This window comes from Serratia sp. FDAARGOS_506, from assembly GCF_003812745.1.
Lineage (GTDB): Bacteria > Pseudomonadota > Gammaproteobacteria > Enterobacterales > Enterobacteriaceae > Serratia.
In genome coordinates this window covers 2,502,486-2,520,415 of the sequence record NZ_CP033831.1, presented here as the reverse complement: position 1 = coordinate 2,520,415, position 17,930 = coordinate 2,502,486, and the positions used below count along the sequence as shown (strand labels likewise).

Below are 17,930 nucleotides of genomic sequence, written 5' to 3'. Positions count from 1 at the left end.
ATGTTGGTGGCTTTCACCACCGCACCTATTAAACTTAGCACAAAACACTGATAAATCCACTTTGCTCCGCCTATTAATCACTTAGCCTGGCCAAAGCGCCCACGATTAAGAGCATTCTCATCGCCCCCTTAACGCAAGATGTTGACGCCGCGCCGTGATATTCCGCACACTGCGCAAAATGATTATTAGAAAGGTAACAACTTTATGAGCCAGGCATTGCAAAACCTCCTTGATCTGCTGGATCTGGAGAAAATCGAAGAAGGGCTGTTCCGCGGCCAGAGTGAGGATTTGGGGCTTCGCCAGGTATTCGGCGGCCAGGTTGTAGGCCAGGCGCTGTATGCCGCCAAACAGACGGTGCCGGACGAACGCAGCGTGCATTCGTTCCACAGCTACTTCCTGCGCCCGGGCGACAGCGGCAAACCTATCGTTTACGACGTAGAAACCTTGCGCGACGGCAACAGCTTCAGCGCACGCCGCGTCAGTGCCATCCAACATGGCAAACCTATCTTCTATATGACCGCCTCCTTCCAAAGCCCGGAAGAGGGTTTTGAGCACCAAAACCTGATGCCGGATGTACCGCCGCCGGAAGGACTGCTGTCTGAATCAGAGATCGCCCAGAAGCTGGCGCACATGCTGCCGGAAAAAGTGCGCGAGAAATTTATCGGCCAGAAGCCGATCGAAATGCGCCCGGTAAAATTCCACAACCCGCTGAAAGGCAGCGTGGAAGAACCGTACCGCTACGTATGGTTTCGCGCCAACGGCAGCATGCCGGACGACCAACGCATCCACCAATACCTGCTGGGCTACGCGTCGGACTTTAACTTCCTGCCAACGGCGTTGCAGCCGCACGGCGTCGGCTTCCTCGAGCCGGGCATGCAGGTGGCCACCATTGACCACTCAATGTGGTTCCACCGTCCGTTCCGCATGGATGACTGGCTGCTGTACGCGGTGGAGAGCTCCTCCGCTTCCGGCGCTCGTGGCTTTGTACGCGGCCAGATCTACACCCGCGACGGCGTATTGGTCGCCACCACCGTGCAGGAAGGGGTGATTCGCCAACGCGACGCCTGAGCCGCCACATAACGAAAGGGGCGATGTTTCCATCGCCCCTCTTTTAGCTTCATCATTATTTTAGTCTTTAGCGCACTGCCCTGCTTCGAGTCTTATTGGTTGTAGGCGCTCTCACCGTGGCTGTTGACATCCAGCCCCTCGCGCTCCTGCTCTTCCGGCACTCTCAGGCCCACCATGGCGCCCGCGATCTTAAAGGCGATAAAAGCGGCGACGCTCGACCACACCAGCGTGATCAGCACGCTCACCAGCTGGATCCAGACCTGATGGCCCATCGTCACCCCTTCGGCATAGCCGGTACCGCCCAGTGAAGAAGCGGTGAACACGCCGGTCAGCAGACAGCCGACGATGCCGCACACCCCGTGCACGCCGAACACGTCGCAGGTGTCGTCCACCTTCAGCCATTTCTTCAGCGTCACGACGCCCCACAGGCCGGCGACGCCGCCCACCAGGCCAATGATCAACGCTCCACCCACGCCCACGGTGCCCGCCGCCGGCGTGACCGCAACCAGCCCGGCGATCATGCCGGAGCAAGCGCCCAGCAGCGAAGGCTTGCCACGCAGCACCCATTCCGCGAAGGTCCAGGAGAGAATGGCACCCGCTGTGGCAACCACGGTGTTGAGGAATGCCAAGGCAGCAATGCCGTTGGCCGCGCTGGCGGAGCCGGCGTTGAAGCCGAACCAGCCGATATACAGGATGGACGCCCCGGTAAACACCATCGGCAGGTTGTGCGGTTTGAAGGCCTCTTTACCGAAACCTGCACGCTTGCCGATCAGGTAGGCGCCGATCAGCCCGGCGCTGGCAGCGTTGATGTGTACCACGGTGCCGCCGGCGAAGTCCAATGCGCCGTCAGTGGCCAGGTAGCCACCGCCCCACACCATGTGTGCGATCGGCAGATAAGACAGCGTGAACCACACAATCGCGAAGATCAGCACCGCCGAGAAGCGAATGCGTTCGGCGAAGCCCCCCACCACCAGCGCCACAGTGATACAAGCGAAGGACGCCTGGAAAGCGACGTGGATCATCTGGCTGATGCTGCCGGTGACGCTGTCGATGCCGATGCCTTTCAGCATCACCGTCTCGAATCCGCCGAACACCGCATTGCCCTCGCTGAACGCCAGGCTGTAGCCATACAGCACCCACAGCACACAGACCAGCGCGAAGGTGACGGTGACCTGCGTCAGCATCGACAGCACGTTTTTGCCGCGCAGCAGGCCGCCGTAAAACAGCGCGATGCCCGGCAGCGTCATGAACAGCACCAACGCGGTGCAGATCATCATAAAGGCGTTGTCGGCCTTATCAGCGACCGCCGGGGCGGCCAGGGCCAAAGAAGGAACCAGGGTTACCGAACTCAGGCCCAACATGGATAACAGTCTTTTCATTATCAATCCATCCCCATCACTTAACTGAGTTCGTGGTTACAGTGCCGATTCGTCGGTTTCGCCGGTGCGAATGCGGATCACACGTTGCAACTCGGCAACGAAAATTTTGCCGTCGCCAATTTTGCCGGTGTAGGCGGCTTTGCTAATCACATCAACCACTTCATCCAACTGATCGTCGGCGATGGCGATATCGATTTTGACCTTGGGCAGGAAGTTGACGTTATATTCGGCGCCGCGATACAGCTCGGCGTGCCCCTTCTGGCGGCCAAAGCCCTTCACTTCGGTTACGGTCAACCCCTGAATGCCCACGGAGGACAGAGCCTCGCGCACGTCCTCCAGCTTGAACGGTTTGATTACCACGGTCACCAGCTTCATATTGCCCCTCCACGAATTAAGCCCAAACTCACCCCTGGTACGCCTCATATGTAGCAAGGCCTGTGCCAGATTTGATTTTGCATGACGATTCAGCGGATTAGCGGGAACGCGGGTGTCATCAGGCCGCGGCGCCATACCGACACCCTGAATTGATTAAATATCGCGCACTGATTTGGTGCGCATCGCGTCGAAAAAGTGCAGAAAGGGGGCATGGCGCAGGCGGGTTGCCTGCTTGTGGTGCGTGGGAAAAAAAGAAGGGCCGCGATCGCGGCCCATGCTCAGGCGGGTTGGCTCTCTTCGCGTACCGCTTCCGCCAACTGCTCGCCCGCCAGCTGCAGCTGGTACATCTGGTAGTAGCGCCCCTGCTGCGCCAGCAGCTGCTGATGGTTGCCCTGCTCTACCGCCTGGCCGCGATGCAGCACCAGGATGGAATCGGCATCGACGATGGTCGACAGCCGGTGGGCGATCACCACCAGCGTGGTGTGCTCGCGGATCGCACGCAGCGCGCGCTGGATCGCCTGTTCGGTGCCCGAGTCGATATTGGCGGTCGCCTCGTCGAGGATCAGGATCTGCGGCGCCTGCACCAAGACCCGCGCCATCGCCAGCAGCTGTTTCTGCCCAACAGACAGGTTATTGCCCTGCTCCCCCAGCCGGGTCTGAATACCCTGCGGGAAGCCGCGCACCAGACTCGCCAGCTGCACCGTTTCCAGCGCCCGCCACACGGCGTCTTCCTCGATGTTGCGCCCCAGTGTGACGTTAGCCAGCACCGAATCGGCGATCACCACCGGATCCTGTTGCACCATCGCCACGCCCTGGCGCAGCGTGCGGTGCGACAGGCTGGAGATCGGGCGACCATCGAGGCGCACCTCCCCCTCGCTGACCGGGTAATACCCCATCAGCAGGTTGGCCAGCGTGCTCTTGCCGCTGCCGGTATGCCCGACCAGCGCCACGAAGCCACGCGAAGGCACCGCCAGCGAAATGTGCTGCAGTACCTTTTTGTCCGCGCGGTAAGCGAAGCTCAGATCGGTGATGTCGATGCGGCCACCGGCCAGCGGACGATCGTCGGCGCCGTAGCTCTGTTGGCTGCGATCCATCAGCTCGAAAATGCGTTCGCCGGCCACCACCGCCTGCTGCAAGATCGACTGCTGCGAAGTCAGCTCAATCAGCGGTTCGTTCAGGCGCCCAAGGTAGTTAATGAAAGCGTAAAGCACGCCGACGCCAATCACGCCTTCGCCGCTGAAGCCGAACAGCATCAGCAGCCCGCACAGCACCAGCGCCGAAAACAGGCTGAGCAGCGGTCGCAGCAGGAAACCGTCGAGCCGCAGGGTCTGCATGCGCGCCAGATAGTGCGACTGGCTGGCGGCGCTCATGCGTTCGCCGAAGCGCACCTGCTGGCGGAACTGCTGAATCACGCCCATGCCGTTGATCACTTCGTTGAAACCGTCGTTGATGTCCGCCAGATAGCTGCGCACCCGGCGCACGATCGGCGTGCTGTAGTATTGATAGATGCCCATCACCACAAATACCGCCGGGAAGATGCAGACCGCCACCAGCGCCATGCGCCAGTCGAGGCTGAACATTGCCACCAGCATGGCGCCGATCAGCGCGGCGCTTTTCAGCACCGTGGAGACCACCATCACGTACAGATCCTTGATCACCTCTGTGTCGTTGGTGACGCGCGAGATCAATTGCCCGACCGGCTGCGTGTCGAAGGCGCTGAGCGGTTGGCGCAGCGCGGCGTCCATCACGTCGGTGCGCAGCCGCTGTACCACTCCCACTGCCACTTGGTTGAACAGCAGCGCCTGGAAGTAGTGCAGCGCCGCCGCCAGCAGCTCCAGCAGAATGTAAGCCGCCGCCAGCCCGCCGACGATCATTAGCGGCAGCTGCCCTTTGGCGACGTAGTTATCAATAAAATAGCTCACCAGGATCGGCCCGGCGACTTCCGCCGCCGCCGCGATCCACAGCATCAGCACCGCCAGCCCCAGCGGTTTGCGGTACGGCGAGCCATAGGCCAGCAGCCGCTTCAGCGTCGGCCACAGCTTTTGCACTTTATTCATCGGCCAACGCCTCCTCGCTGTTTTCCGGCGCTTCGTCCAGCGCCGCTTCCAGCTGCTGATAACGGTACATATCGCGATACCAGCCCGGCTGCGCCGCCAGCGCCGCCGGATCGCCGCGCTGCGCTACGCCGCCGTGCTGCATCACCAGGATCTCGCTGGCTTCGGTCAAGGCCGACAGCCGGTGCGCGCTGATGATCACCGTGCGGTCTTGCCCCCAGCTGCGCAGGTTGTGCAGGATTTGGTGCTCGGTACGGCCGTCCACCGCCGACAGCGCGTCGTCGAGGATCAGGATCTCCGCATCCAGCAGCAGCGCACGCGCAATGGAGATGCGCTGTTTCTGCCCGCCCGACAGCATCACGCCGCGTTCGCCCACCTCGGTGTCATAGCCCTGTGGCAGCCGCAGAATGTCCTCATGGACGCTGGCCAACCGCGCCGCCTGTTCGATCTGCGCCTGCGTCGCTCCCGGATGGCCCAGCGCGATGTTGTTCGCCACGGTATCGGAGAACAGGAACGGCGTCTGGCTCACCACCGACAACCGCGATCGCCAGTCGTCGAGTTTGACCTGCGGCAACGGCAGACCGTGATAACGTATCTGCCCTTGGTCGACGTCGAACTGGCGCTGGATCAGCGACAACAGCGTCGACTTGCCGGCGCCGGTCGGCCCGCACAGCCCCAGCATCTGCCCCGGCTTTAGCGTCAGCGCCACGTCATGCAGCGCAGGGTGTGGATTTTCCGGATAGTGGAACGCGCGAATATCCACGTCCAGCACGCCGCGCCCGGCCGGCAACGCCTGCGGGCCGTCCTGCACCGCCGGCGCCTCATCGAGCAGGCTGCGGATGCGGCTGTAGGCCGCGCTGCCGCGCTCGACGATATTGAACATCCAGGCCAACGCCAGCATCGGCCAGATCATCAGGCCGAGGTACATCACAAAGCTGGTCAGTTGCCCGAGCGTCAGCGAACCGTTCACCACCATCCAGCTGCCGCCGCCGATGGCCAGCAGGTTAGAGGCGCCGATGGCGATATAAATGGTCGGATCGAAGCGCGCATCTACCCGCGCCACGTGCATGTTCTTGGCGCCGGTCTGCGCCGCTACTTCGGCGAAGCGGTTGGATTGATGATCCTCCAGACCAAAGGCCTTGATCATGCGGATGCTGGTCATGCTTTCCTGCGCCTGATCGTTCAGGCTGGAAAACGCCGCCTGCGCTGATTTAAAGCGCTGGTGTAGCTGGTCGCCGTAATACTTGATGGCGATCGCCATCAGCGGCATCGGGATCAACGCCAGCACCGTCAGCTGCCAGCTGATTTGGGTGCTCATCACCACCAGCACCACCAACCCCATCACCAGCGAATCCACCAGCGTCAGCACGCCTTCGCCGGCGGCGAACACCACGCGATCCACGTCGTTGGTGGCGCGCGCCATCAGATCGCCGGTACGATGGCGCAGGTAAAACGCCGGGTTTTGCCGGCTGAGCTGGCGGTAAAAGTTTTCGCGCAGCTCGACCGCCAACTGGTAAGACGCGCCGAACAGCAATACCCGCCACACATAGCGCAGCAGGTAAACGACGATCGCAGTGCCGATCATCAGCCCGAGCCAAGCCATCAGCACGCCCGTAGACATTTGTTTTTCGGTGACGCCGTCCACGATGATGCCGACCAGCTTAGGCGGCAGCAGTTGCAGGATGGCGATGACGATCAGCAATACCACCGCCCCGAGGTAGCGGCGCCACTCACGGCGGAAATACCAGCCGATTTGTGCAAATAATCTCACGCAGTTTGATTCCAGGGTTTTATGGGATTTGTCTCTTTTTCTGCTTCAGCAGAGCAGGATACCACCGTTGAGCCGCCCGTCTGGTGAACTTTTCACTCCGGCACCGGCAGCGCGGTGGTGTATTTGATTTTTTCCATGGCAAAGCTCGAGGTGACGTCGATGAGGCCCGGTACGCCGTTCACCAGGCGCTTATAAAAGCCGTCGTAGCTTTTCATGTCCGCCACTTCGACCTGCATCAGGTAATCGTACTCCCCCGCCATGCGGTAGAACGCCAGCACCTCAGGCATCTGACTGGTCAATTGCACAAACGCCTGATACCACTCGCTGCTGTGCTGCTGGGTCTTGATCAGCACGAACGCCGTCAGCCCCAGACCGAGCTTTTCGTTATCCAGCAACGCCACCCGGCCGCGGATATAGCCCTCGTCTTCCAGGCGCTTCAGCCGTTTCCAGCACGGCGTCGAGGTCAAATTGACCGCATCGGCCAGCGCCTGCAGCGACTGGGTGCAGTCTTGCTGCAGCATGCACAGCAGCTTACGGTCTGTTTTATCTAGCATAGCGGACACCAGGAGAAAAATTTTCTCTCATTAGGCGATTAAACAGGAAAAATGGCAATCCTTTTTTCCTGCCGACAGGCTATGCTACGCCATAAACCAGCCCCCTATTCTGAGGCCAAATCATGACAAACTCTTGGGTAAAATATGCTATCGGTGAAATAGAAGCGGATTTTCAGCGCTCCGCCGATACGCACCTGATTCGCCTGAACCTGCCGGCGTTTCCCGGTATCTGCCTGTATCTGAAAGATGAAAGCACCCACCCGACCGGCAGCCTGAAGCACCGTCTGGCGCGTTCGCTGTTCCTTTATGGCCTGTGCAACGGTTGGATCACCGAGAACACCACCATTATCGAGGCCTCTTCCGGCAGCACCGCGGTGTCAGAAGCCTACTTCGCTCGTCTGATCGGCCTGCCGTTCATCGCGGTGATGCCGTCCTGCACCGCGCGCCGCAAGGTGGAACAGATCGCCTTTTACGGCGGCCGCTGTCACTTCGTCGATCATGCCGCCCAGATCTACGCCGCCTCCGAACAGCTGGCGAAAGAGCTGAACGGACACTATATGGATCAGTTCACCTACGCCGAACGCGCCACCGACTGGCGCGGCAATAACAACATTGCCGACAGCATCTTCCGCCAGATGGCGCGCGAACCCTTCCCGGTGCCGAAACACATCGTGATGAGCGCCGGTACCGGCGGCACCTCCGCCACGCTGGGGCGTTATATCCGCTATCAGGGGCACGACACCCAATTGACGGTGGTCGATCCGGAAAACTCAGTGTTCTATGACTGCTTCCACCACGGCGATCGCACCCTGATCGGCAGCTGCGGCAGCCGTATCGAAGGCATCGGCCGCCCGCGCGCCGAGCCGTCGTTCATTCCTTCGGTGGTCGACAACATGCTGCGGGTGCCGGATGCCGCCAGCGTCGCCACCATTCACTGGCTGGAAGGCGTACTCGGCCGCAAGGTCGGCGCCTCCACCGGCACTAACGTCTGGGGCGCGCTACAGCTGGCGAAACAGATGCGGGAAAACGGCGAACAGGGGTCGATCGTCACCCTGCTGTGCGATAGCGGCGAGCGTTATCTGGATACCTATTACAACCCGGAATGGGTCAGCAGCAACATCGGCGACCTGCAGCCGTATCTGGCGCAGCTGGCGGATTTGTAACGCCAGGCTCCGGGTAAAAAAAAGCCGGGTAGTCATACCCGGCCGGCTGTAAGGAGAACCTCATTCTTCGGGGGAATAGGTGAGGCAAGGTGAACGCAGCCAATGTTGTAAATAGTGGGCCACCGCCTGCTGTTGGCAATGGCCGATAACCGGTAGCTGCGGCAGCAGGGATTTCAACTGCGGCAGGGCATTGCCCATCACCACGCCGTGCCCCACCGCCCCCAGCATCTCTTTGTCGTTCATCGCGTCGCCGAACGCCATGCAGTCGGCCATCGTCAGCCCCAGATGGCGGCTCAGCCGGTCCAGCGCCGTGCCTTTGTTGCAACCGAGCGGCAGCACTTCCAGACAGTCGTAAGCGGAAAAGCACAGGTCTGCCTCGTCGCCCAGCTGTGCCCGCAGCTGCACCTGTAAAGCCAGCAGCTCCTCATGCGGCGCGACAAAGCACACCTTGCTGTTGCCGAACGCCGGCAGGCGACGCACGTCGGCCAATTGAAAACGAAAGCCGCTCAGGTGGTGCGCCCGCAGCATCTCTTCCGGCACGGGAAACTCGGTCAGCCAACCTTCATCGCGGAACACATGCATGCTGGCGCGGGTGCGCCAATGATGATGCAGCACCTCTTCGGCGATCTCCGCCGGCAGATCGGTGGCGTGCAGCTGTTGGCCGCGGTTATCATACACTCGCGTGCCGTTGCCGGTGATCAGGTAGCCTTGCAGCCCCAGCTGCGCCATGATCGGCTGCGCGTCGAGGTAGTGCCGCCCGGTGGCGAACGTCACCACCATCTCCCGCTCCACCAGCTGGTTCAGCACCGCCAGCGTTTCCGGGCCAACCCGGTGATCCGGCATCAACAGCGTGCCGTCCATATCGAAAGCTGCCAGGCGATACATAAAGACCTCTTGAATGTGAACGCGATTACAATCCGTGCAGTATGGGATGGTATTTGCGGAAGTAATAGTGAACAATTTGAGAAAACTGTTCCGGATTTCTGCCCATGCGCCTGGTTCACCGTCTCAGCCAATATCAACGCCTGTACCAACAGCTCGGCAGCGCGCCGGTCGCCGTGACCATCGGCGAGCTGGCGGCGATGTTCTACTGCAGCGAACGGCACGCCCGCACGCTGGTGCAACAGCTGCAGGATCAGGGCTGGCTGAGCTGGCATTCACAGCCCGGTCGCGGCAAACGCGCCCGCCTGCACTGCCTGAAAACCCCGGATGAACTGCGCGCTCAGCTGCTGCAACAGCTGCTGCAACAGGGCAACCATCAGGGGGCGCTGGAGATGGCGCAGCTCGATCCGCAGCACCTGCAGGATCTGCTCAGCCCGCACCTCGGCGGGCAATGGCAGGCCGGCAGCCCGACGCTGCGCATTCCCTATTACCGCACCCTGGAAACGCTCGATCCGCTCACGTTGACCGGCCGTGCCGAGCAACATCTGGTATCGACCCTGCACGCCGGGCTGACGCGCCTGATGACCGGTAACCCGGAACCACAGCCCGATCTGGCGCACCACTGGCAGATTGGCGATCACGGCCTGCGCTGGCGCTTCTTTCTGCGCAGCCAGCTGCGCTGGCACAACGGCGAACCGTTAACCGGCCCACAGCTGCTGCAAACGCTGGAAAAACTGCAGCACCATCCGCGCAGCCAACCCAGCCTGGCCAACGTCGCGCACATCAGCCTGCCGCATCCGCTGTGCATCCAGTTCGATCTGCACCTGCCAGACTACTGGTTGGCCCACCGGCTGGCGGAGCTGCCTTGCCTGATGACGCACCCGGAGCTGCCGGGCATCGGCGCCGGCCCATTCAAGCTGGCGTTGAATGAACCTCAACTGGTGCGGCTGGAACAACACGCCGGTTACCATCTGCAGCACCCATATCTGGACACCATCGAATACTGGATCACCCCCGACCTGCCCACCGCCAGCACCGACACCAGTTGCCAGCATCCGGTGCGCATCACCATAGGTCAGCAAGACGATTTGGCGCAGGCCCGGCCGGTGCAGCGCAGCATGAGCCTGGGCTGGTGTTATTTGGCGCTGAATCTGCGCCACGGCGTGCTGAGCGAAGCCCAGGGGCAAAAACTGCTGATGCTGATCCAGCAGTCCGGCCTGCTGAGTCATCTGCCGATCCCCAACAGCGTGATCACCCCCAGCCATGAAATGCTGCCCGGCTGGCGTATTCCCAGCCAGCAGATTGAGGATGATGTCCCGCTGCCCGCTCGGTTGACATTGCTGTATCGGCCGCCGGTCGAGCTGGAGACAGTGACGGTCGCGCTGCAACGGCTGCTGGCGCAGCACGGCTGCGAGCTGGAGGTGCGCTACTATGCCGGCAAGCGCTGGCAAAGCGAGGAACAGATCGCCCAAGCCGATCTGCTGCTGGCGGACAACCTGATCGGCGAGGCGCCGGAGGCGACGCTGGAGAGCTGGCTGAGGCAGGATACGCTGTGGCGCGGCATCCTGACGGAAAGCCGCTGGCGGCAGCAACAAGACACGCTGCGACAGATCCAACAGCTGCAGGCGCAGCAACCGCGCTTCGCACAGCTGCAGGCTTATTATCAACGGCTGATGGCCGCCGCCATCATCACACCACTGTTTCACTATCAGTATCAGATCAGCGCGCCGCCGCGTATGCATGGCGTCACGCTGACCGCCCACGGCTGGTTCGATTTTTGCCAGGCGTGGCTGCCGCCGCCGCTGGACGACGCACCGGCCTGAGCCGAACCGCCCTGCGCCTGGCGGCCCTTTCTGCTACTATTGTCGCCGCAACGCAATTTTTATCCTGCCGCCCGAATGTGTATCGGGAGAGGCCAAAGCCCAAAAAGGTGATTTTATGAAGCGCGCGGTTGTCGTTTTCAGCGGTGGACAAGACTCCACGACTTGCTTGATTCAGGCATTGCAACAGTATGACGAAGTTCACTGCGTCACGTTCGATTACGGCCAGCGCCATCGCGCCGAGATTGAAGTGGCTCAGGAGCTGTCGGTGGCCCTCGGCGCCAAGGCGCACAAGGTGCTGGACGTAACGCTGCTCAACGAGCTGGCCGTCAGCAGCCTGACGCGCGACAATATTCCGGTTCCCGCCTACGATCCCAATCAGAAGAATGCGCTGCCGAGCACCTTCGTGCCGGGCCGCAATATCCTGTTCCTGACGCTGGCGGCGATCTACGCCTACCAGGTGGAAGCGGAAGCGGTGATCACCGGCGTATGTGAAACCGATTTCTCCGGCTACCCGGATTGCCGCGACGAGTTCGTTAAAGCGCTGAACCAGGCGGTGACGCTGGGTATCGCCCGCGATATCCGCTTCGAAACGCCGCTGATGTGGCTAAACAAGGCCGAAACCTGGGCGCTGGCGGATTATTACCACCAGCTGGATCGCGTGCGCCAGGATACGCTGACCTGCTACAACGGCATCAAGGGTGACGGCTGCGGCGAGTGCGCCGCCTGCAACCTGCGCGCCAATGGCCTGACGCAGTACCGCGCCAACCAGGCAGAAGTGATGGCGGCGTTGAAACAGAAGGCCGGTCTGGCCTGAGGCAGTGAGGGCGGCAGCCTCTGCCGCCCGAGAGATTACTGCGGATTATCCTTCAGCGTGAGCGCCTCCAGGTGCTCGCGCAATTCCCCTTCGATCGGCAGCGCACGCTGCGTTTTCAGATCGACGCACACGAAAGTCAGCAGCGCGTCGGCCACCGGCGTCCCCGCCGGATCCTGCGTCACCTTTTGGCTCAACACTCCGCTCTTGCCGTTGAGCTGCACCATCTGGCTGTCGATACGCAACTTATCCCCCAATACCGCCGGGCTACGATAATTGATATTGATGTTCACCACGATGAAAGCGATGTTGTTTTCCGTCATCCAGCGGAACCCGGCCTCGTTCTCCAGCCACTCCCAGCGTGCCTCTTCCAGAAACTCCAGATAGCGGGCGTTGTTAACGTGTTGGTAGACATCAAGGTGATAACCGCGAACTTTGATAAAGGTCTGCATAGGGAACGATCGCTCCTGCCTGGTGATTACAGAAAGAGGGAGCCGCGAAGGCTCCCTCGCCCGTTTGGTCAACGCGCCAAACTGGTAAGACCTGTAAAATGTAGCAGAGGAGTCACGGCTTCAGCGGCATTTTGCCACGCAGCCGCGACCGGGATCACATTTTCAGCCGGGTGCGGTTCTTCTCAAACAGCGCCGGCCCGATCCCTGGCACCTCCTGCAACTGCTCAACCTGGGTGAACGGCCCGTTCTGTTCGCGGTAGCGCACGATGCCTTCCGCCTTCTTCAAACCGACGCCGCTCAAAGCGGAGGCCAGCTGTTCGGCGGTAGCCTGATTGATGCTGACCGCCGCCTCTTCGGTTGCCTTGGTCATCATCGCTTGCCCGCCATTGCTCGCCGGGGTTGAGAGCATAGGCGCCGGCGCATCGGCTTTATCCACCGCGGCGGCCGGCCCCGCCAGGCATAGCAACAGCGCGGTCAGCGCAGCTTTCATATGATGCTGATAACCTGATAACGCTGATTTTTTCTCTGTATGTTGCATGCTGTATCCTCCTTGTGTGTGACAGCACGGCTACCTTGCCGCGGCGGCGGATATTCAGCAATCGACAGATATCAGATGTGGAAAAGGCCGCGAAAGCGGCCTTTGTTTGTTGCACTGCGTTGCAGAAAAATGCGGCGATTACTGAGGCTGTTGCTCAGCGGCGCCCATTTTGATTTTGGCTTCTTTACGCAGGCTTGCCAGCAGCGAATCGAAGGAGACGCCGGTCGCGCCCTCTTCCATCTTGCCCACGAAGGTTTTCATTTCGTCTTCCGGCAGCGTGCCCGGCTTCACCGCATCGAGTGCGATCAGCACCACGTTATCCTGGCGATCCTGCGACATGCCATACACCGGTTTACCGTCCTGCGGATGCGGCAACGCGAACACGCTCTCCACCAGTTGGCTGTCTTCCGGCGCACGCGCCATCTTCTGCACGGCACCAAAGTTCAGGCCGGCGGCTTTCATCGCCTCGTCGCCCTTGCCCTGCTTCAGCTCAACCAACAGCTTCTCGCCCTGCAGCTTCGCTTCCTGCACCGCCTTGTTGCGCTTCACCAGCTCCGCCACGCGGTCTTTCACCTGGTCGAACGGCTCGATGCCTTCCGGCTTATGGCCGCTCACGCGCACCACGAAGGCGCGATCGCCGTCTACGGTGATCACGTCTGAGTTGCTGCCCGGCGCGCCGTTCTCGCCGATCAGCGAGCCGTCGAAGATCGCCTGCACGACCGGCTTGAAGTTCAGCGCGGCAGGAATGTTGTCACGAGTGAACCAGTCGCTTTGCGCCGCTTTCACGCCGGCCGCTTCTTCAGCCGAGGCCAGCGATTCGTTGTCGCTGGTCGCCGCTTCGCTCACCTTCTGCTGCAGCGCGTAATACGCGTCAACCGCTTTCTCCTGCTGCACCTGCTTGGCGATGGCATCATGCACTTCGCTCAGCGGCTTCACTTTCTCAGGTTCGATATCGTTCAATCGCACGATCAGGTAGCCGACGGAAGATTTCACCACGCCGGACAGCTGCCCTTTCTCGGTCAGGTTAGCCTGCTTCAGCTCGTCGGCGGTGGTTTCCGGCTCCAGCCAGCCCAGCTCGCCGCCGGTACGGCGTGAAATGATGTCAGTGGATTTCTCTTTCGCCAGGGTGGCAAAATCTGCGCCCTTCTTCAGCTCGTCCAGCGCCGCGTTGGCTTCCGCCTCGGTTTTCAGCTGGATCACACTGTAGTTCTTACGCTCCGGCTGGCCGTAGCTGCTCTTGTGCTGGTCGTAGTAAGCGCTGATGTCCTCTTCGCTCACTTTCACCTTGTCCTGCATGGACGCCGCGTCCAGCGGGATATAGCTCACCTTCACCTGCTCCGGCGCGATGAAGCTGTTTTTGTTCTGATCGTAATAGGCTTTCAGTTCGTCGTCACCGGCGCTCTGTTTCGCCTGCAGCGCCTTCAGATCGATGGTCGCCAGGCGCACGTCGCGCTCCTGCAGCACCAGCGCCGCCATGGCTTGCGATTCGGACGGCAGCACAAAGCCGGATTCGCCGAAGGCCTGGATCAGCTGCTGATTGACCAGTTGCTGACGCATAGATTGCGCGAAGTTGTCGGCGGTGTAGCCCATGCGGCCGATCAGGTCGAGGTATTTGGCGTTATCGAACTGGCCGTTGGTCTGGAAATAAGGCGCCTTGCGGATGGCGTCCTTGATCTGATCGTCGCTGACCGCCAGCCCCAGCTTCTTGGCGTATTGGTCGAGCAGCATGTTGTCGATCAACTGGGACAACACCTGGCGGCGCATCTGCTGCATATAGCCTTCGTTGCCGGCCAGCGCAGAGAACTGGTCACCCAGCTGCTGCTGCATGCGGCTGCGTTCGCTTTGGAACGCCTGCTCCAGTTGAGCACGTTCGATCGCCTGACCATTTACTTTCGCAGCATAATCGCCGGAGCCGCCGATCAGGTAGTTACCCACCCCGGTCAGAACGAATGACAGGATGATCAGGGCCAGGATGATTTTGAGCACGACGTGATTGGCAGCCGCGCGTAAATTGTCCATCATAGTGTGACAACACTCCGCTGTGATGTGGATTAACAACCCTTGTGCAGGCGCGTTCCCTGCGACAAAAATAAAAAAAGCGCATCAGTCCGATGCGCCTTGTATCTTACCTTACCAGCACCGCTGCGTCAGGTGATTGTTTATTACAAAACCCTGTACGCTAAACGGTTAGACGCTAAATCAGTTTACAGCGTCTTTCAGCGCTTTCCCTGCACGGAAAGCCGGTACTTTGGCTGCCGCGATCTTGATCTCTTTACCGGTCTGCGGGTTGCGGCCGGTACGAGCCGAACGTTCACGCACGGTGAAGGAACCGAAACCTACCAGAGCCACGTCATCCCCTGCTTTCAGAGAGTCGGTAACGGAAGCGATTACTGCGTCTAAAGCACGTCCCGCTGCCGCTTTGGAAATATCAGCACCTGCGGCAATCTTGTCGATCAGTTGTGACTTATTCACTCTATCATCCCCTCTAGAATTCTATCGTCGCACCGAAAAATCCCTACGGTTGCGACAGCGCAGCTGTTATATCAATCCCATCGAACCTTAGCAAGCCACCGACTGGGTGGCAAAACGCGGGCCGACAGAGATCTAACTTAGCGGTACAAAAAAATACTGGCAAGTCCGAAATGGCTTGCCAGTATAAGTTTTATCAATGGTTTTTGCGATTCGTCACTATTTTGCCGCTACCGGCAGTGCGCCGAAGGCCGGGTTTTGTAACGCAATGTTCAAAACTTCATCGATTCGCTGCACCGGATGAATCTCCAGATCGGCGATAACATTATCCGGAATCTCTTCCAGATCGCGCTTGTTCTCGTAAGGGATCAGCACGGTTTTGATGCCGCCGCGATGCGCCGCCAACAGCTTCTCTTTCAAGCCGCCGATCGGCAACACCTGGCCGCGCAGCGTGATCTCACCGGTCATCGCCACATCGGCGCGTACCGGATTGCCGGTCAGGCAGGAGACCAGCGCGGTGCACATCGCGATACCGGCGCTCGGACCGTCTTTCGGCGTCGCCCCTTCCGGCACGTGCACGTGGATGTCGCGTTTCTCGTAGAAATCGGCGTTGATGCCCAATTTCTCCGCGCGCGCGCGCACCACGGTCAGCGCCGCCTGAATCGATTCCTGCATCACTTCACCCAAAGAACCGGTGTAGGTCAGCTTGCCTTTGCCCGGCACGCAGGCGGTTTCGATAGTCAGCAGATCACCGCCCACTTCCGTCCACGCCAGCCCGGTGACTTCACCTACGCGGTTTTCGGTATCCGCACGGCCGTAATCGACGCGCTGCACGCCCAGGTAATCCTTCAGGTTGTCGCCGTTGATCTCGATATGCTTGAGCTTCTTATCCATCAGCAGCGTTTTCACCGCTTTACGACACAGTTTGGAGATTTCACGCTCCAGGCTACGCACCCCGGCTTCGCGGGTGTAGAAGCGAATGATACCGATGATGGCGCTGTCGTCGACCGTCAGCTCGCCTTTTTTCAGCGCATTGCGCTCAAGCTGCTTCGGCAGCAGGTGCTGCTTGGCGATGTTGAGCTTCTCGTCCTCGGTGTAACCCGACAGGCGGATCACTTCCATACGGTCCAGCAGCGGCGCAGGAATGTTCATCGAGTTAGAGGTGGCGACGAACATCACGTCGGACAGATCGTAATCCACTTCCAGATAGTGGTCGTTGAACGCCACGTTCTGTTCCGGATCCAGCACCTCCAACAGAGCGGAAGCCGGATCGCCGCGCATGTCGGAAGACATCTTGTCGATCTCATCCAACAGGAACAGCGGGTTCTTCACCCCAACCTTGGCCATCTTCTGGATCAGTTTACCCGGCATCGAACCGATGTAAGTACGGCGGTGACCGCGAATTTCCGCTTCGTCACGCACGCCGCCCAGCGCCATGCGCACGTACTGGCGGCCGGTCGCTTTGGCGATCGACTGCCCCAGCGAGGTTTTACCCACGCCCGGAGGCCCCACCAGACACAGGATCGGCCCCTTGATTTTGCTGACGCGGCTCTGCACCGCGAGGTATTCGAGGATGCGATCCTTGACGCGCTCCAGGCCGTAGTGATCGGTATCGAGCACTTCCTGCGCCTTGTTCAGGTCTTTTTTCACCTTGCTGCGCGCATTCCACGGTACCTGCAGCATCCAGTCGATGTAGCCACGCACCACGGTCGCTTCCGCCGACATCGGCGACATCATCTTCAGCTTTTGCAGTTCCGCTTCGGTTTTCTCGCGCGCCTCTTTCGGCATTTTCGCCGCATCGATCTTGCGCTTCAGCGCTTCGTGCTCGTCCGGCGCGTCGTCCATCTCGCCCAGTTCTTTCTGAATTGCCTTCATCTGCTCATTCAGATAGTACTCGCGCTGGCTCTTCTCCATCTGCTTCTTGACGCGGTTGCGGATGCGTTTCTCGACCTGCAGAAGATCGATCTCCGACTCCATCATCGCCATCAGGTATTCCAGACGCTCGGTGATGTCGGACATCTCGAGCACCGACTGCTTATCGCTGAGTTTCAACGGCATGTGGGCGGCGATGGTATCCGCCAGGCGCGCGGCGTCGTCGATGCTGTTCAGTGAAGTCAGCACCTCCGGCGGGATTTTTTTGTTCAGCTTGATATAACCTTCAAACTGATTGATCGCGGTGCGCACCAGCACTTCCTGCTCGCGCTCGTCGATCGCCGGCGACTCGAGGTATTCTGCCTGCGCGGCAAAATGCTCACCGCTGTCGGACAGCGTAGTGATACGCGCGCGCTGCAGCCCCTCGACCAGCACTTTTACCGTGCCGTCCGGCAGCTTCAGCATCTGCAGGATCGACGCTACGGTGCCAACCGAGAACAAGTCGTTAATGCCAGGTTCATCCGTTGAGGCCTCTTTCTGTGCCACCAGCATGATCTTCTTATCGTGATCCATTGCGGCTTCGAGGCACCGAATCGATTTTTCCCGGCCAACAAATAACGGGATCACCATGTGCGGATAAACCACCACGTCGCGCAATGGCAAGACGGGGATTTCAATGCGTTCGGAACGCTCAGGGTTCATAGAGCTCTCTCTTAGTT

15 protein-coding genes are annotated in these 17,930 nt (G+C 60.2%); 4 read left to right on the top strand and 11 right to left on the bottom strand.

The annotated features are described in order from the left end of the window. Positions 1-204: 204 nt before the first annotated feature. Entirely contained in the window at positions 205-1,068 is an 864-nt protein-coding gene (gene tesB / locus EGY12_RS12205) for an acyl-CoA thioesterase II (RefSeq protein ID WP_123893813.1), read from the top strand. A gap of 92 nt (positions 1,069-1,160) precedes the next feature. On the opposite strand, the gene amtB is transcribed toward tesB, so the two are convergent. From amtB to EGY12_RS12180, 5 genes are all read right to left on the bottom strand, one after another. Next, positions 1,161-2,447 carry an ammonium transporter AmtB gene (amtB, locus tag EGY12_RS12200; RefSeq protein WP_123893812.1) on the bottom strand — a complete coding sequence of 429 codons (1,287 nt, stop codon included), beginning with the start codon at positions 2,445-2,447 and terminating at the stop codon, positions 1,161-1,163. Positions 2,448-2,483: 36 nt separating this feature from the next. Continuing rightward, positions 2,484-2,822 carry a P-II family nitrogen regulator gene (gene glnK, locus EGY12_RS12195; RefSeq protein WP_004940327.1) on the bottom strand — a complete coding sequence of 113 codons (339 nt, stop codon included), beginning with the start codon at positions 2,820-2,822 and terminating at the stop codon, positions 2,484-2,486. A gap of 278 nt (positions 2,823-3,100) precedes the next feature. Next, positions 3,101-4,879 (bottom strand): multidrug efflux ABC transporter permease/ATP-binding subunit SmdB, encoded by a 1,779-nt coding sequence (gene smdB / locus EGY12_RS12190; RefSeq protein WP_123893811.1) that lies wholly within the window; start codon positions 4,877-4,879, stop codon positions 3,101-3,103. Continuing rightward, on the bottom strand, positions 4,872-6,647 hold the full coding sequence (gene smdA, locus EGY12_RS12185; protein WP_123893810.1) for a multidrug efflux ABC transporter permease/ATP-binding subunit SmdA: 1,776 nt from the start codon (positions 6,645-6,647) through the stop codon (positions 4,872-4,874). The genes smdB and smdA overlap by 8 nt, the downstream gene beginning before the upstream one ends. A gap of 92 nt (positions 6,648-6,739) precedes the next feature. Then, on the bottom strand, positions 6,740-7,201 hold the full coding sequence (locus EGY12_RS12180; protein ID WP_004940330.1) for an Lrp/AsnC family transcriptional regulator: 462 nt from the start codon (positions 7,199-7,201) through the stop codon (positions 6,740-6,742). Between the two features lie 122 nt (positions 7,202-7,323). Between EGY12_RS12180 and EGY12_RS12175 the strand changes: the two genes are divergently transcribed. Next, entirely contained in the window at positions 7,324-8,364 is a 1,041-nt protein-coding gene (locus tag EGY12_RS12175; protein ID WP_123893809.1) for a PLP-dependent cysteine synthase family protein, read from the top strand. A 60-nt stretch (positions 8,365-8,424) separates the two neighbouring features. Here the strand turns inward: EGY12_RS12175 and cof are convergent, their stop codons facing one another. Beyond that, entirely contained in the window at positions 8,425-9,249 is an 825-nt protein-coding gene (cof, locus tag EGY12_RS12170) for an HMP-PP phosphatase (RefSeq protein WP_123893808.1), read from the bottom strand. A gap of 104 nt (positions 9,250-9,353) precedes the next feature. On the opposite strand from cof, the gene EGY12_RS12165 reads away from it, so the two are divergent. Together EGY12_RS12165 and queC are read left to right on the top strand one after the other, a co-directional pair. Next, positions 9,354-11,069: an SgrR family transcriptional regulator gene (locus tag EGY12_RS12165; protein WP_123893807.1), complete on the top strand. Its 1,716-nt coding sequence runs from the start codon at positions 9,354-9,356 to the stop codon at positions 11,067-11,069. Between the two features lie 115 nt (positions 11,070-11,184). Next, the gene (gene queC, locus EGY12_RS12160; RefSeq protein WP_123893806.1) at positions 11,185-11,883 is read left to right on the top strand and encodes a 7-cyano-7-deazaguanine synthase QueC; all 699 of its coding nucleotides are present in this window, start codon (positions 11,185-11,187) and stop codon (positions 11,881-11,883) included. Between the two features lie 35 nt (positions 11,884-11,918). Here the strand turns inward: queC and EGY12_RS12155 are convergent, their stop codons facing one another. The 5 genes from EGY12_RS12155 to lon all read right to left on the bottom strand — a co-directional run bounded on the left by EGY12_RS12155 (position 11,919) and on the right by lon (position 17,913). Continuing rightward, positions 11,919-12,332, bottom strand: a complete 414-nt coding sequence (locus tag EGY12_RS12155) for a thioesterase family protein (RefSeq protein WP_004940344.1) — start codon at positions 12,330-12,332, stop codon at positions 11,919-11,921. 154 nt (positions 12,333-12,486) lie between these two features. Continuing rightward, on the bottom strand, positions 12,487-12,870 hold the full coding sequence (locus EGY12_RS12150; protein WP_123893805.1) for a helix-hairpin-helix domain-containing protein: 384 nt from the start codon (positions 12,868-12,870) through the stop codon (positions 12,487-12,489). Between the two features lie 138 nt (positions 12,871-13,008). Further along, positions 13,009-14,892: a peptidylprolyl isomerase gene (gene ppiD / locus EGY12_RS12145; RefSeq protein ID WP_123893804.1), complete on the bottom strand. Its 1,884-nt coding sequence runs from the start codon at positions 14,890-14,892 to the stop codon at positions 13,009-13,011. Positions 14,893-15,069: 177 nt separating this feature from the next. Next, the gene (gene hupB, locus EGY12_RS12140; protein WP_004940351.1) at positions 15,070-15,342 is read right to left on the bottom strand and encodes a nucleoid-associated protein HU-beta; all 273 of its coding nucleotides are present in this window, start codon (positions 15,340-15,342) and stop codon (positions 15,070-15,072) included. Between the two features lie 216 nt (positions 15,343-15,558). Next, entirely contained in the window at positions 15,559-17,913 is a 2,355-nt protein-coding gene (gene lon / locus EGY12_RS12135) for an endopeptidase La (RefSeq protein WP_033647305.1), read from the bottom strand. Positions 17,914-17,930 lie beyond the last annotated feature (17 nt).

What these genes read in the sequence shown, in the direction of transcription:
- tesB (WP_123893813.1), top strand. Translation starts at nt 205, where the DNA reads ATGAGCCAGGCATTGCAAAACCTCCTTGATCTGCTGGATCTGGAGAAA.
- amtB (WP_123893812.1), bottom strand. Translation starts at nt 2,447, where the DNA reads ATGAAAAGACTGTTATCCATGTTGGGCCTGAGTTCGGTAACCCTGGTT.
- glnK (WP_004940327.1), bottom strand. Translation starts at nt 2,822, where the DNA reads ATGAAGCTGGTGACCGTGGTAATCAAACCGTTCAAGCTGGAGGACGTG.
- smdB (WP_123893811.1), bottom strand. Translation starts at nt 4,879, where the DNA reads ATGAATAAAGTGCAAAAGCTGTGGCCGACGCTGAAGCGGCTGCTGGCC.
- EGY12_RS12180 (WP_004940330.1), bottom strand. Translation starts at nt 7,201, where the DNA reads ATGCTAGATAAAACAGACCGTAAGCTGCTGTGCATGCTGCAGCAAGAC.
- EGY12_RS12175 (WP_123893809.1), top strand. Translation starts at nt 7,324, where the DNA reads ATGACAAACTCTTGGGTAAAATATGCTATCGGTGAAATAGAAGCGGAT.
- cof (WP_123893808.1), bottom strand. Translation starts at nt 9,249, where the DNA reads ATGTATCGCCTGGCAGCTTTCGATATGGACGGCACGCTGTTGATGCCG.
- EGY12_RS12165 (WP_123893807.1), top strand. Translation starts at nt 9,354, where the DNA reads ATGCGCCTGGTTCACCGTCTCAGCCAATATCAACGCCTGTACCAACAG.
- queC (WP_123893806.1), top strand. Translation starts at nt 11,185, where the DNA reads ATGAAGCGCGCGGTTGTCGTTTTCAGCGGTGGACAAGACTCCACGACT.
- EGY12_RS12155 (WP_004940344.1), bottom strand. Translation starts at nt 12,332, where the DNA reads ATGCAGACCTTTATCAAAGTTCGCGGTTATCACCTTGATGTCTACCAA.
- EGY12_RS12150 (WP_123893805.1), bottom strand. Translation starts at nt 12,870, where the DNA reads ATGCAACATACAGAGAAAAAATCAGCGTTATCAGGTTATCAGCATCAT.
- ppiD (WP_123893804.1), bottom strand. Translation starts at nt 14,892, where the DNA reads ATGATGGACAATTTACGCGCGGCTGCCAATCACGTCGTGCTCAAAATC.
- lon (WP_033647305.1), bottom strand. Translation starts at nt 17,913, where the DNA reads ATGAACCCTGAGCGTTCCGAACGCATTGAAATCCCCGTCTTGCCATTG.